Below are 14,343 nucleotides of genomic sequence, written 5' to 3' on the forward strand. Positions count from 1 at the left end.
CATCCCGGCGGCGCTGTTAATCCTCAACGCGCCGCTGGAACAGCAACGATGCCATTCGGCCAAATCGAATCCATAAAGCAAAAGCGCGACCCTCGGGTCGCGCTTTTTCGTTGGTGAAGTTGATTACCAACGGTAGGTTTTCAGCAGAGCCTCCAGTTTCTGACACTGCTCCACCAGCTGGATGCTGGCGAGATTGGCGGCGTGCGCCTGACCCAGGGTGTCGTTGGAGGTGTTGCGAATATCGCTCACCGAGCTGTCTACCTCATGGCAGACCCTGTCCTGCTCTTCGGCCGACTGCGCCATCTGGGCGTTGAGGTCGTTGATGCGGGCGATGCGCTCGATGATGTTCTGCATGGCTGCCAGGGTCGCTTCGGTCTTGCTGATGCTCTCATCGGCTTTGCTTTTTGCATCCCCGATCACCGTAACTGCGCTCTGGGCCTCATTTTGCAGGGCGGCGATCATCTGTGAGATCTCTTCGCTGGCGGCGCGGCTGCGGTTGGAGAGGGCCCGCACTTCATCGGCTACTACCGCAAAGCCACGGCCTTGCTCACCTGCCCGGGCTGCTTCAATCGCAGCGTTGAGGGCCAGCAGGTTGGTCTGATCGGCAATCCCCTTGATCACCTCGAGCACACCGTCAACCGCCAGGCAGCGGCTGTCGAGCTGCTGGATCACCTGATCCACCCGATCGATCTCTGCCGACATCTCGCCCATATCGGTGATGGAGTGCTGGGCGAGGCGACTGGTGTCGGCGGCATCCTGATTGGTGAGGGCGGAGAGCTCGGCGCTGTGGCGGGCATGTTCACGTACTTCATGAGAGCTGGCGGCCAGCTCGCTGACGGCGGCGGCGACCTGGGTGGTCATCCCCTCTTGCTGGCGGGCCGAGTTTTCGGTCTGGGTCGCCACCTGACGGATCTGGTTTGACTCCTGATAGAGCTGGTGGGTTGCCCCTTCCACTTCCTGCAGGCTGTGGCGGAATCCCTGCACCATGTCATTGACGGCGCGGGTCATCTGGCCCAGTTCATCCCGGCTGTGATTGACCAGAGGGAGGGCGAGGTCGCGCTCTTTGGCCATCCGGATCATGGTGAGCTGCAGCTGGCGCAGAGGGTGTTTCACGTAGCGTTGCAATACCCACCAGAGCAAGCCGAAGCCGAGGCTAAAGACGGCGGCCAGGCTGCCGCTCAGGATCAGGTTGTTGTGGCGGATCTCGCCGAAGGTGTGGCTGAGGTCATAACTGATCCGCACCGCCCCCATCACGGTCCCTTCATTGACCTGGTGACAGGTGAGGCACTGGGTGCCGCGATACTCCTTGTAGGCTTTGAACGGTTTGATCAAGGTGAGCAGGTTGCCCTGCTGCTCCAGAATGGCTTCGCCCTGATTGATGGCTCGCTCATCGAGGGGATCCTGCGCTTTCTGATCCGGGTGACCCGGGCCAAACAGGTTGCTGACGGCGGGGGCGCGTACCAGACGGGCTTCAACGATGCCCGCTTCACTCTTGAGTTTGGTCTGCACTATCTGCCGATTGGCCATGCCACCTGTCATCATCAGCACGTTCACCTGATCCATATAGGTGTTGGCCATGCTCTCAACTTTCTCCTCTGCCAGCCGGATGGCGAGATCCCGTTGCAGCCAGGCAGAGAGTTCGAAGCAGAGGCCAAAGGTGGTGCTGATGACCAGCGCAAGAGGGAGGAATATTTTCCAGTTCAAGGAGAGGTTATGCATTTTGGGCAAGTTCCATGCGCTTGGTGTTGTTATGTGATCCCGTATCATCTTGATCGTAGACGAAGAAACGGCGGGAGATGGTTCTCTATCGGCACACGATAACCACTCTTGAGTAAATAATCTGTTAAGCAGATCGGTAATGCAGGTTGCCAAAATGCCTTTCGGGAGGGGGGCTGCTCCTCGGGTTGATCCAGAACAAATAGCCAGTAACGATAATCGTTATCATTGTCATTATTTGCTGATAATAGTGACCATCATGAATCTGACCCCTTCCATGACCGGTATTGCCACGCCGGATCCCCTCAAGTTTGCTTTTAGCGCCAAGACCTCGGCTCACGCCAGTCGGGGAGGGATGCGCCCCTTCCCGCTGGATGAGGCTGGCTGGCAGAGCTGGTGGCAGCGAGAGAGTGAAGCTGAGGAGCGTGCCCTCTACATCCATATTCCGTTTTGCCGCAAGCGCTGCAGCTTCTGCAATTTCTTTGAAAATGGCGCCAATCCGGCGCGGATCAACCGCTATGTCAACGCCCTCTGTACTTCTCTTACGCAGGCAGCTGACACCCCGCTGGCGCAGAGCATGCCATTTTCAGCCGTCTATGTGGGGGGCGGTACGCCGACCGACATGAGCGCCGACGAGCTGGCCATGCTGGCCGCCGTGATCCGCCGTTTTCCGCTGGCGGCGGATGCCGAGGTGACGCTGGAGGGACGTCTCAACGGCTTTGATGATGAGAAATGGCAGGTTGCGCTGGCGGGGGGCTTCAACCGTTTCTCATTCGGGGTGCAGAGCTTTGATACCCGGGTGCGTCAGCAGGCGGCCCGTTTCGATGACAGGGAGACGCTGCTGACCCGTCTGGGTGAGCTGACCCGGGATGATGCGGCTGTGATCGTGGCGGATCTCATCTTTGGTCTGCCCGGTCAGGATGATGCCGTGTGGCAGCAGGATATCCGCGATGTGATGGCGAGCGGGGTGCACGGGGTCGATCTCTACCAGCTCATCGCCATGCCGGGCACCAATCTGGAGCGGGCGCAGGAGAAGGGCACCCTGGATTGGCTCGCCGATGGCCAGCAGCGGGCGGCCATGTATGCCTATGGCGGGGCGCAACTGGAAGCCCACGGCTGGGAGCGTCTCTCTTGCAGTCACTGGCGGTGCAGCCCGGCCGAGCAGAGTCGTTATAACCAGATGGCCAAACGTGGTGCGGAGATCCTCCCCTTTGGCGCCGGTGCTGGGGGCAGCATTCTTGGCCACGGCTTGATGTATGGGCGTGATCTGACCCCCTGGCACGACGCGCTGGCCAGTGGCAAGCGGGCGCCCGGGATGGTGATGGGACGCAATCCCAATGCAAGGATGGACGGTCTGCTCCGTGGCGCCCTCGACAGCGGCGTGCTGGCGCTGGATCGTCTGCCAGCGCCTTTGCTGACCCATCTGATGCCGCTTTTTGCCGCCTGGCAGCAGCACGGGCTGGCCGAGATCGAGAACGCACGGTTGCAACTCACCCTCGCCGGACGCTTCTGGAACGTCAATATGCAGGCTGGCTTGTTCGAGTTCTTGCAGCTCAATCCGCTCGATGGTTCTGCGCCGCCCAGCCATGGTACCGCCACGGTGCGCCATTCGCTGGTCTGAGCCCGAGCGGAGCATTTGCACGGAGCACTTGCACGGCTCCGTGCGATCCATAACGAAAGAGGGAGCCTTGCAGGCTCCCTCTTTTGGCTTGGCAGTTAGCGTCGTCGTGCGAGCTTACTCGTCGCTGCTCTCCTGATAGCTGTCGCGCATTGCTTTGGGCAGACGGCGCATTGGCGCAAAGCCGATATCCTCACCCACTACTTCCCGCTTGCGGGACTTGTTTTGAGGAGACTGGGCGGGATTTTTGCTGGCGTCACCCTTGCCCTTGCCCGCGGCTGGCTTGCCCTTGGCATTGCTGCTCTTGGCGTTGGCATGACCGCGAGCCCGAGGCGGGTTCTGCACCGGCTTGCTGCCCGGCAGAGTCTGGCGACTCGGTTTGCCGCTGGGCTCATACCCTTCCAGGATCTCCACGGACAGGGATTGGCCGATCAGGGCTTCGATAGTCTTGAGTTGACCCAGCTCGTCCTGACTGACCAGCGAGATGGCCTCGCCGCCACGACCGGCGCGGCCGGTACGGCCGATACGGTGGATGTAATCCTCCGCCATCTGGGGCAGTTCAAAGTTGATCACGTAGGGCAGTTGATCGATGTCCAGACCGCGGGCGGCGATATCGGTCGCTACCAGCACCCGCACCTCGCCACTGCGAAAATCGGCCAGCGCCCGGTTGCGGGCACCCTGGCTCTTGTCACCGTGGATCGCTACGGTATTGAGACCATCTTTTTGCATCTGCTGGGCGAGGCGGTCGGCGATCTGCTTGGTGCGAACAAACACCAGCACCCGTTGCCAGTTGCCACGGCCAATCATGTGGGAGAGCAGCTCGCGGCGGCGTTCCCGATCCACCTGAATGATGCGTTGGGTCACCTGCTCGGCGGCAGTATTGCTGGGGTCCACCTCGATGAGTGTGGGGTCGTTCAGCAGATCGTCCGCCAGCGCCTTGATGTCGTTTGAGAAGGTGGCAGAGAAGAGCAGGGTTTGCCGCTCTGCAGGCAGCGCCTTCATGATGCGGCGGATGTCGACGATAAAGCCCATGTCGAGCATGCGATCCGCTTCATCCAGCACCAGCACTTCCAGTTGGCTCAGGCTCAGGGCGCCCTGGGTCAGCAGATCCAGCAGCCGGCCCGGGGTGGCGACCAGAATGTCCACCCCCAGCTTGATGGCGTCCAGATTGGGCTTGATGCTGACACCGCCATAGGCGATCAGAGTCTTGAACGGCAGGTGGTGGGCATACTTGATGATGCTCTCGCCCACCTGTGCCGCCAGTTCGCGAGTCGGGGTCAGTACCAGTGCGCGTACCTGACGACGGCCACGACCGTGGTTGGCCAGCAGACGCTGCAACATCGGCAGGGTGAAACCGGCCGTTTTGCCTGTGCCTGTCTGAGCGCCGCCGAGCACATCCTGACCGGCCAGAATGGCCGGAATCGCTTGCTGCTGGATGGGGGTTGGCTGTTCGTAACCCAGCTCCTTGACGGCCCGCAGAATATGCGGAGACAGACCCAGTTCGTTGAATGACATGTTCGAGAGAAACTCCTGAGATGAGCCTTTGGCTCAACGGGCAGCCAGCGTGTTGGGGCCAGCCACGATATGGAAAAGATAGTGGGGCCGTAATATAGCAAAAGAGCGGCCGCTGCGCAGTAGCTGTCGCACCGGCCGCCATACAATCGTTCAACGCAGTGGCGTAAAACGGCGCGGGAGCATCAGAGCATCTCGCGGATCTGCTCGGCCAGACTCTCCGGTTTGGCCTGGGGGGCGAAACGCTCTACCACATTGCCATCACGGTCGATCAGGAACTTGGTGAAGTTCCATTTGACGTTTTCCAGCCCAAGAAAGCCCGGTTTCTGTTGCTTGAGCCACTGGTAGAAGGGGTGAGCATGCTCACCGTTGACATCGCACTTGGCCATGATGGGGAAGGTGACCGGATAGTCGAGAGAGCAGAAGCGGGCGATCTCGTCCGCATCCCCCGGCTCCTGCTGACCGAACTGGTTGCAGGGGAAGCCCAAAATCACCAGCCCCATGGGGCCGAGCTCCCGATAGAGCGTTTCCAGCCCTTCATATTGGGGAGTAAAGCCGCAGCGACTGGCCACATTGACCACCAGCACCACCTTGCCCGCCAGTTGAGTCAGCGGGTAGGGGGTACCATCCAGTCGTTGCAAAGTGAGATCGGGCAGAGGCATGAGAAGATCCTTTCGTGGGTGATGCGCGGGTTGTGCCGTGAGTGGTTCGGTCGGTGACAGAGACAAGCGCCGGATGAACAGCAACATGGCGATGCGGCTACGGTATCGGCTGGCTCTTGGTACCGCAAGGAGGCCGCGGCGCCTCCTCGTCCCGATTGCAAGGGCCATCACAGTTTCGACAGCCAATACGCCTGTTGGCGGAGCGGGATCACAACTGGCGACAAAAATGCGGGGAGGGGAGCAACAACTCGCGTATTGATGTTGGGACTTCTCAAGAGAAGCAAACCGGTTTGTGACTTTGCCGGTAAGTCGCTACAAAGCGCCCTCTTTCCACTCATTGTGAGCCAATCTTGGACTATCAAGCTGCCATGGATGCCATTTACACCCGGGGATGGGTGATAGTGGATGATTTTTTGACCGCCGCCGAGGTGGATGCCCTCAAAGCCTGTTTGCCAGGCGAATGGCAACCGGCCGGGATCGGCCGTGACGCCCTGCATCAGGGCAATCCCGATATTCGCCGTGACCAGATCCACTGGCTGGAGCCCTCCCTCGGTGCGCCGGTGGCTGACTACCTCGCCCGGATGGAGTCCCTGCGTCTTGCCGCCAACCGGATGCTGATGCTGGGATTGTTCGACTACGAGGCCCACTTCGCCCGCTATCGCAGCGGGGATTTTTACGCCACCCATCGGGATGCCTTTGCCGGTCGCTCCAACCGCCGTCTTACCACCGTTTTTTACCTCAACAACGACTGGCTGCCCGAAGCGGGTGGAGTGCTGCGCATGTATGACGACAAGGAGCAGTTTCTGATGGATGTCAGCCCCAAGGGGGGGCGGCTGGTCATGTTTCTCTCCGAGGAGTTTCCCCACGAGGTACTGCCTGCCAATCAGGAGCGCTACAGTATTGCCGGCTGGTTTCGGGTCAATGGCAACGGCATGGGAAGGGTCGATCCCCCGCGCTGAGGGGCAATGTGTCCCGATTTTGACACAGGGGAGACTTTTCACTGCAAGAAGTGGGGTCATGGGTCTCCCATCAGCTGACAAGGGTTGATCTCCCTTGCTACACTGGCGCGCACTTATGTTCGTATCTGGCTTCGTCCGGTTTTTATGGTGGTTGGCTTATCAAATGGTCATGACGAGGCCGCTTTTCCCAAGGGATCACATCTAATGAAGAACATGCATGTCTTGCTGCTGTGCGGCGGCGGTGGCTCAGAGCACGAGGTTTCTCTGCGCAGCGCCAATTTCCTCGAGCAACAACTGGGCCTTCTGCCCGGTGTCGAAGTGACCCGCGTCGAGATGTTCGCCGATCGTTGGCTCAGTGCCGATGGCCGCGAGTGCAAGCTGGGGCTCGACAAGCTGCTTTCGTTTGACAGCGTGGCCCGTCCGGTGGACTACGTGGTGCCCTGCATCCACGGCTACCCGGGTGAGACCGGCGATCTGCAATCCTTCCTCGAACTGGCCGGATTGCCTTATCTCGGTTGCGATGCCGAGGCGAGCAAGATCTGCTTCAACAAGATCAGTACCAAGCTGTGGCTCTCCGCCATCGGCATTCCCAACACCCCATACCTGTTCCTGACCGAGCAAAATGAGGCGGCGCTCGCCGAGGCCAAAGCTGCGCTGGCCAAGTGGGGCAAGGTCTTTATCAAGGCGGCCTCCCAGGGCTCTTCCGTTGGCTGCTACTCCGCCAGCAACGAAGCTGACCTGGTGAAGGGCATTGCCGATGCTTTCGGTTACTCCGAGCAGGTACTGATCGAGAAAGCGGTCAAGCCGCGCGAGCTGGAAGTGGCGGTTTACCAGTACGGTGACGAGCTGGTGGCGACTTATCCAGGCGAGATCTGCGTGCCGCAGGACAAGTTCTACACCTATGAAGAGAAGTACAGCAGCGCCAGCCATACCGAGACTGCACTGCGTGCCGAGGGGCTGACCCAGGCGCAGGCCGATGCGATCCACGAGTATGCCCTCAAGGCGTTCCGTCAGCTGAAACTGACCCATCTCTCGCGCATCGACTTCTTCCTGACCGAGGAGGGGGAGATCCTGCTGAATGAAATCAACACCTTCCCGGGCATGACCTCCATCTCCATGTTCCCGAAACTGCTGGAGCATCACGGTCACCGCTTCGCCGACTACCTTGAGCAGATCCTGCGCAAGGCCAGCTAAGTGCGCTCTCCCGCTCGCGGGATGAAGCAGAACCCAATAAAAATCCCCGCCAATCGGCGGGGATTTTTTTATGCCTTTATCAAGCGGGATAGGGCAGCTTGAAGGGATAAACAGGCGGGTAGAGGATGACTCTTCCCCGCCTGTTGCTACCTGTGGGTGTTACCGGCGGTTAGCCGCGAGCCACCCGAAAGCGCACGCTGCGGGAGTGGCACGGCGCCAGCTCACCAAACTCGCCAGCGGCCAGCTCAAGGGGCAGGGGCTGCTCATCCATCCGCACCGCTTGCCAGTCGCTCAAGCTGTGCTGACTGGTGACCTTGCCACCCTCCAGCACAGCCTGCTCGCTCGGGTTGTAGACCCGGATCACCAGCGCCTCTTCATCCTCTGCCTTTTTCAGGGCGCTCAGCACCGGACCGGAGGGATCCATGGTGAGCAGACTGAAGTGCAGCGGGGTGGTGAAGCTTGCCTTGTTGAGCTTCATGGCATCGAACGGGATCTTGTTGTAGCAGCGCACCGGGGTGAGGTAGCTGCGCGCCGCCTGCATCACGTTGGCGCTGATGTGATCGCCAGCAAACGTCAGCAGGCTGAAACGGCAGCTGAGTTTGCCGCGTACCTGGGAGTCCGGGGTGGGCAGCTTGATGCCGGAGGGGCGACCCGGGCGCAGCAACAGCTCCTCTTTACCGAGTACGCCGATCCCGCGCAGCAGAGTGAGCGCCAGGGTGTCGCACTGCTCGCCGATCACTTCAAACTCGCGCAGACCATCGCTCAACACCACCAGCCCCTGCTTGCCATCTTGCAGGGCGACGAAGTTCATCAGCTGCCAGACCGGAATGGGGGCCTCTTTCCACCCTTCTGCCTCCCAGTCGGCCATGGCGCTGTCGCGGGTGGGGCGAGTGATGCAGCCAAACTGGTTGTCGGAGACTACGGTGTCGCTCGGGAAGGGGGTGGGGATCAGCACCCGTACCCGGTGGTCATCGGCCTGATTGTCGAGCTCCAGCTCGATGTCGATGCGCGGACTCTGATGTGCAAGCGTGATGCGGCAGGTGACATCAAGGTGGCCGCTGCACTGGCGGTTGGCCCGCTCGGCGAGGTTGGCCGGCAAGGCCATGCGAAGCTTGAGGGTCGCGATGCTCTGCCACGCCTGATGGGTGACCTCGCGGGTCACCGCAAACTCGGTGGAGTAGCGCAGCCACTCGTCCCGCGATGGTGAGTAGTCATACTCGTCGCCATCATCGGAGCCCTCTTCCAGCGTGAGCACCTGATCGAAGGTGGTGCCGCGCAGCTTGTCCAAGATCTGCAGGGTGCCGTTGTCATTGAGGGCGATGCGGTAAAAATCGTTCTCCAGCAGCTTGCCGCTGGCCGTCACCGGTTGCTCCACTCCCGGCTGGTTGCCCTCGATATGGAGAGTGCAGTAACCCATGGCCGGCAGCGGATGGCAGAGCTGGATGTCGTACTCCATAAAGGGGTCGTAGTTGCCGTAGTGCACGATCTGCCTGTCCACCAGACCCGGGTCAATCTCGCGTCTGGCACGGATGAAGTAGGGGACCGGCTGGCCCGCTTCATCGCGCAGGGCAAAGGATTGGGCGCGAATGCGGATGCTGGTGTTGATCACCTCCTGACGGGGGAAGGGCATCAGGTTGAACAGGCAGAGCTTGTCAGCCACCTGTACCCCGTCTTCACAGAGCGCCACTGGCATGTTGTCGACAATCTTGCGCATGTAGAAGCGGATCAGGTTCTCGGCCATGTCGTCGGCCAGAATGAAGCGGGTCATCACCTCCTGATGCACCTTGTCGCTGCAGCAGCAGCCGATGCTGTCGTGGGCGTGGTTCTTCATGATCTCCTTCCACATCTTCTCCAAAAGCCCGTGGTGGTACTCAAAGCCGAGTGCCCAGGAGATGCTCGCCAGCGGTTCGAGGATGTTGACGATCTTGTTCTCGATGGCGGCGTGGGCCAGCTTGATGTCCATCCGGGTGGAGGAGATGGTGCGGTGTACCCGCATGTATTTGCCGTCGTTGAACTCCCCCTTGAGAGTGGCCAGCTGGTCGCGGCACGCCTCGATGCGATCGAAGACCTGCTCGAAGCGGCTCATGTGGAATTCACGCTGGGGGTAGATTTCGCGCAGCTTGTCGATGATGGCGAAGATGTTCTGTTGCAGCGGCATCTGGTCGTGGCCGTTGGGCAGCAGGATATCCTGGGTCACCGAGGCCTTCTCCAGCACCTCGAAGTAGGATTCGAGCCGCTTGCGCAGGCCCGCTTCATCTTCCGGCAGGTACTTGCCGATGGCGTAGCCGAGCGGCAGCACCTGGGCGGTCACCTCGCTGCCATCGTTGCTCTGCCAGAGGAACTCGGTCTTGTCGGTGCCGTGGCGCTCGGAGCAACCGCGCCAGAACATGGCCCGCTCGATCCCGAAGCCGTTGAAAATGTGGGGCAGCTGGGAGGACATGCCGAACGAGTCGGGCAGGTAACCGATCTTCATCGGCTCACCAAGGCTAAGGCAGTCGCGCATCCCGTAGAGCAGGTTGCGCAGGATGGACTCGCCGCTCACCTGCATGGTGTCGGTCTGGGTGTACCATGGGCCAATAATGAGCTTGCCCGCTTCCACCAGCGCCTTCACCCGGGCCTTGTTCTCGGGCTGGATGGCGAAATAGTCCTCCAGCACTGCGGTCTGGCCGTCCAGCACGTAGAACTTGTAGTCAGGGTCGGATTCAAGCCGCGCCAGGATCTCCGCCATATTGTTGACCAGCAGGATGCGGGACTCCTCGGTGGTGAAATACCACTCCCGATCCCAGTGCATGTGCGGCGTGATGTGAACTCGTGAAACTGTCATGACAATGATCCTTTGCTGACGCACGGCGGCCTTTGCCTGCCGTGCGGAAAAATAGTCTGTTGAAAAAGTGGTGGTGAAGATGAGCCTTACTCTGCGGCAACCACCTGATAGGTGCCGCGCTGCATGGCGTGACGGCGCCAGCCGATCAGCACCACAGTGGAGATAAGGGTGCCTACCAGCGCTGCACCGAGCCAGACGGCGGCAGCCATCAAGGCGCCATGGCCACCATCGTGGAGCAGGAAGAGGGAGAAGATGCCGGCCCCCGGGGTGGAGAGACCAATCCCCATGGCACCCACCATGGCGCCGGTGACGACCGAGCCTGCGAGGAAGGAGCCGATCACCCGGATCGGATCTTCGATGGCCATCGGAATGGCGCCCTCGGTGATCCCCGCCAGCCCCAGCAGCCAAGTGGACTTGCCGGTCTCGATCTCGAAAGTCTGGAACAGGCGTGGCGCCAGCAGGGTGGAGAAGGTGACGGTAAAGGCCGAGACCATCTTGACCGCGCCGAAGATGGCGTAGGGGCCGTAGACCCCGTTGGCCATGGCGCCGAGGCAGAAGGCGTAGGCCGCCTTGTTGACCGGGCCACCCAAGTCAAACGAGCACATAAAGCCGAGCAGGGCGCCCAGTACCAGCGCATTGGTGCCGGAGAGGCCGTTGAGCCATTCGGTGAGGCTGTTGTTGAGCCAGGCTACCGGCTGGCCGATGACAAACAGCATCAGGCTGCCTGCCACCAGGGTGCCGATCACCGGATAGAGGTAAAAGGTGAGAAAGCCGTTGAAGTTGGGGCTCAGGCGCACATGCTGCTTGACCCAGCGCATCAGGTAACCGGCGATAAGGCCGCCGACCACGCCGCCGAGAAAACCGGAGCCAATCATGTTGGCGGCCAGTCCCGCCGCAAAGCCCGGGCCCAGCGCCGGTTTGTCTGCCAGCGAGTAGGCGGTATAGGCCGCCAGCACCGGCACCATCAGGGTGCCCAGCATGCCACCGCCAAGCTTACGATACATCCAGAGCCAGGAGTTCTCGGTATCAAACAGATGCTGCAGGCCGAAGATCTGGGCCAGCAGCACAGAGACGGCGAGCACGGTACCGCCCGCCACGATCAGCGGCACGGCAAAGGAGATGCCGCTCAGCAGCGCCTGCTTGAGCTCGGTCTTGAGGCCCACCTTCTTGCCGGTCGGCACATCGCTCTGGCTGGGGTTTGGCGTCGGGGCGGTGCGACCGGCCTTGGCCGCTTCCAGCGCATCATTGAGGATCCGCTCGGCATGGCGAATGGGCTCGGCCACCGGCGTCTCGATACGGGGGATGCCAGCAAAACGCTCCTGCTCCTTGATGGCCACCTCGGCGGCGAAGATGCAAGCCACCGCAGCATCGAGCGCCTCTTGTGGCAGGCGATCCTCGATGCCGTTGGCTCCCTGCTTCTCGACCAGTACCCGAATGCCCAGTTTGCGCCCCGCCTTTTCCAGATACTCGGCAGCCATATAGGTGTGGGCGATCCCCGCCGGGCAGGCTGTGACACAGACCACTGTGGGTTGATTTGTATCTGATTTGTCTTCTTTTTCTGGTTGCTTGCCACTATCCCCCTCACCATCGAGCAGTGCCATCAGTTGCTCGGCACTTTGAGCTGCCAGTACCGCCTCGCGGGTATCGTCATCCACCAGGGCTGTGGTGAGGGTGGTGAGCAGCTGCATATGGGTGGAGCCCGCCTGATCGGTCGGGATCGCCAGCATGAAGATCAGGTTGACCGGCTCGGGGCCGTCGATCCCCTCCCAGCCCAGCTCCTCGCTCAGGGTAGCGACGGCAAAGGCTGCTTCACGCACCGCATCGCACTTGCCGTGGGGCACCGCCAGCCCTTCGCCAAGGGCGGTGGGGCCCTGCGCCTCGCGGGCCATGACCGCGGCCAGAAAGGCGGCTTTGTCGTGCAGCTTGCCGGCCTGATCGAGCCGATCAGCCAGAGCATGAATGGCCGCATCCCGATCGGCAAACCGGGTTTGCAACGTGATGAGATGGGGGCCGGTAAGACTGGTCAGATTCATGATGATCCTCTGTCAGGTTGGCTTGCCAGCAAGCCGTCATGGTAAAAGTGACAGCGATGCTAACAAACCGGCCGACTGATTTTTGTGAGTGGTATCATACAATTCGTTATTTGTATTGTTTTTGTATTTTTTTATCGAGGGGATTTGTTAGGTCAAATGAGGCTGAGCCGTTTTGTCTGCCGGGTAACTGGGGTAGAATGACGCCTCTTCCATTTATCATGGCGCAGAGCCGACGAGGTAGCCTTTCGTGTCGAAAAAACCCATGTATCGCCAGATAGCCGACACCATCCAGCAGTGGATTGCGCAAGGGGAGCTGGCCCCCGGCGATGCCCTGCCCACCGAAGCCGAGCTGCGCGAGCAGTTCGGGGTGAGCCGGGTGACGGTGCGTCAGGCCCTCAAGCAGCTGACCGAACTCAACGTCATCGAGAGCATTCAGGGCAGCGGCAGCTACGTGCGGCAGGAGAAGGTGAACTACGACATCTATCAGCTCACCAGCCTCTATGAGAAGGTGACCGATCCGGCGGCCGAGACCCACAGCGACATTCTCGCCTTCGAGGTGATCAAGGCGAGCAGTGAGTTGGCCGAGCGGCTCAATCTGCTGGAAGGGGCGCTGGTCTATTACGTCAAGCGGGTGCGCTTTATTCGCCAGATCGCGGTAACGCTGGAGGAGACCTGGATGCCGCTCGCTCTCTTCCCCGATCTCAGCTATGCAGTGATGCAGGGCTCGAAGTACCACTACATCGAAGAGGTGAAGCAGCTGGTGATCGACCGCAGCGAGCAGGAGATCATTCCGGTGCTCCCCTCGGCGCAGGTGGTGGAGGCGCTTGGTATCGACCCGGCCAAGCCCATTATCGAGAAGGTCTCTCGTGGCTTCTTGCAAGATGGCACCGTGTTCGAGTTCAGTCGCAACTTCTTCAAGAGCGATGACTACAAGTTCACCCTGGTCGCCCGCCGCGCCAAGGGGTGAGCAGACGACAGCACCCGAGATAAAAAAGGCTATGTTCCAATTATGTGTTGCATGGAGTGCCCCAGCGCCTCATGCAAACATGCTTTGATATTTACGCCCCTCCCGTAACGTTCCAGCATCCTGCGCCAACCCAGATAATTCCTCAGATAATGAGTTGCCACTCCATGAAAGCGCACCATCCATTCTTTCAATCAATAGTGATATCCGTTTACATGTTGGATGTGGAATGCCCCTACCACCCTCTCACCCTGACGATTGCGCACTACTTGATGAGTCACTCCCTGCACTTTACTGAAACTGGCATACACGCCCGCGCCATCGCTACACAACACCGAATCGGGTGACACCAACGGCTTCAACACCGCGATGACCGTCTCGGCATCAATTTTCTCCAACCTGATGGGTCGCCATCGCGCGCAAGAAGTGGTGACGCCAGAGGAACGCGGTGTTTTTGCTGACCCACAGCGCCGCGCGGCCTGGCGGACGGTCAGTCCTTCGATGGGGGCTTGCGCGTAGTCTTCCCAGCACCGGGCTTTGCGCAACCGCGCCAAAGGCGTCTTGGTCAGCGCGAAACTGGTGCGTAGGAACACTTTGCAACGGTAGCGGCGCAGTCCCCGACTCCACATGCTCGTAACTGAGTATTGAGAGAGGTAATGGTGTGGGGTGCAGCAAGCTCCTGCTGAGCAATACGGCGCTGGCGCAGGGTTAACTGGGGAAATAGTGACAACAGGTTTTGAAAGGCTGGGGTATCCATGATGGTAGACCTCAATGTGATGGCCTATGTCTAGTCCTGAAATAGGTTTACACATTTTCAACTAGCATTTCTCTACTCAGAACCCCCTATGTACCGCATCGGGG

General features: G+C 60.3%; 9 protein-coding genes and 1 pseudogene. 4 read left to right on the plus strand and 6 right to left on the minus strand.

The annotated features are described in order from the left end of the window. Positions 1 to 123: 123 nt before the first annotated feature. A complete protein-coding gene (locus NOM06_RS06365; protein WP_019445547.1) occupies positions 124 to 1,719 on the minus strand; it encodes a methyl-accepting chemotaxis protein in 1,596 nt (531 codons plus the stop codon). A gap of 256 nt (positions 1,720 to 1,975) precedes the next feature. On the opposite strand from NOM06_RS06365, the gene hutW reads away from it, so the two are divergent. Next, positions 1,976 to 3,337, plus strand: a complete 1,362-nt coding sequence (hutW, locus tag NOM06_RS06370; protein ID WP_255910532.1) for a heme anaerobic degradation radical SAM methyltransferase ChuW/HutW — start codon at positions 1,976 to 1,978, stop codon at positions 3,335 to 3,337. A 114-nt stretch (positions 3,338 to 3,451) separates the two neighbouring features. On the opposite strand, the gene NOM06_RS06375 is transcribed toward hutW, so the two are convergent. Continuing rightward, positions 3,452 to 4,849, minus strand: a complete 1,398-nt coding sequence (locus NOM06_RS06375) for a DEAD/DEAH box helicase (protein ID WP_255910534.1) — start codon at positions 4,847 to 4,849, stop codon at positions 3,452 to 3,454. 182 nt (positions 4,850 to 5,031) lie between these two features. Next, positions 5,032 to 5,508 carry a glutathione peroxidase gene (locus NOM06_RS06380; RefSeq protein WP_255910536.1) on the minus strand — a complete coding sequence of 159 codons (477 nt, stop codon included), beginning with the start codon at positions 5,506 to 5,508 and terminating at the stop codon, positions 5,032 to 5,034. A gap of 350 nt (positions 5,509 to 5,858) precedes the next feature. Here NOM06_RS06380 and NOM06_RS06385 point away from each other — a divergent pair, with 350 nt between their 5' ends. Both NOM06_RS06385 and NOM06_RS06390 read left to right on the plus strand, forming a co-directional pair. Further along, complete coding sequence (locus tag NOM06_RS06385) at positions 5,859 to 6,467, plus strand: 2OG-Fe(II) oxygenase (protein ID WP_019445550.1); 609 nt, start codon at positions 5,859 to 5,861, stop codon at positions 6,465 to 6,467. 204 nt (positions 6,468 to 6,671) lie between these two features. Then, positions 6,672 to 7,661: a D-alanine--D-alanine ligase gene (locus NOM06_RS06390; RefSeq protein ID WP_058057457.1), complete on the plus strand. Its 990-nt coding sequence runs from the start codon at positions 6,672 to 6,674 to the stop codon at positions 7,659 to 7,661. Between the two features lie 169 nt (positions 7,662 to 7,830). Here the strand turns inward: NOM06_RS06390 and mngB are convergent, their stop codons facing one another. Next, on the minus strand, positions 7,831 to 10,485 hold the full coding sequence (gene mngB / locus NOM06_RS06395; RefSeq protein ID WP_255910538.1) for a mannosylglycerate hydrolase: 2,655 nt from the start codon (positions 10,483 to 10,485) through the stop codon (positions 7,831 to 7,833). Between the two features lie 86 nt (positions 10,486 to 10,571). Further along, entirely contained in the window at positions 10,572 to 12,518 is a 1,947-nt protein-coding gene (gene mngA, locus NOM06_RS06400; RefSeq protein WP_255910540.1) for a PTS 2-O-a-mannosyl-D-glycerate transporter subunit IIABC, read from the minus strand. A gap of 247 nt (positions 12,519 to 12,765) precedes the next feature. Here mngA and NOM06_RS06405 point away from each other — a divergent pair, with 247 nt between their 5' ends. Then, positions 12,766 to 13,485, plus strand: a complete 720-nt coding sequence (locus tag NOM06_RS06405; RefSeq protein ID WP_005337027.1) for a GntR family transcriptional regulator — start codon at positions 12,766 to 12,768, stop codon at positions 13,483 to 13,485. Positions 13,486 to 13,514: 29 nt separating this feature from the next. On the opposite strand, the pseudogene NOM06_RS06410 reads toward NOM06_RS06405, so the two are convergent. Beyond that, positions 13,515 to 14,239 (minus strand): annotated as a pseudogene (locus NOM06_RS06410) (IS1595 family transposase). Positions 14,240 to 14,343 lie beyond the last annotated feature (104 nt).

The organism is Aeromonas sp. JL9 (assembly GCF_024436075.1).
GTDB classification, from domain to species: domain Bacteria; phylum Pseudomonadota; class Gammaproteobacteria; order Enterobacterales; family Aeromonadaceae; genus Aeromonas; species Aeromonas veronii.

What these genes read in the sequence shown, in the direction of transcription:
- NOM06_RS06375 (WP_255910534.1), bottom strand. Translation starts at nt 4,849, where the DNA reads ATGTCATTCAACGAACTGGGTCTGTCTCCGCATATTCTGCGGGCCGTC.
- NOM06_RS06390 (WP_058057457.1), top strand. Translation starts at nt 6,672, where the DNA reads ATGAAGAACATGCATGTCTTGCTGCTGTGCGGCGGCGGTGGCTCAGAG.
- mngB (WP_255910538.1), bottom strand. Translation starts at nt 10,485, where the DNA reads ATGACAGTTTCACGAGTTCACATCACGCCGCACATGCACTGGGATCGG.
- hutW (WP_255910532.1), top strand. Translation starts at nt 1,976, where the DNA reads ATGAATCTGACCCCTTCCATGACCGGTATTGCCACGCCGGATCCCCTC.
- NOM06_RS06380 (WP_255910536.1), bottom strand. Translation starts at nt 5,508, where the DNA reads ATGCCTCTGCCCGATCTCACTTTGCAACGACTGGATGGTACCCCCTAC.
- mngA (WP_255910540.1), bottom strand. Translation starts at nt 12,518, where the DNA reads ATGAATCTGACCAGTCTTACCGGCCCCCATCTCATCACGTTGCAAACC.
- NOM06_RS06365 (WP_019445547.1), bottom strand. Translation starts at nt 1,719, where the DNA reads ATGCATAACCTCTCCTTGAACTGGAAAATATTCCTCCCTCTTGCGCTG.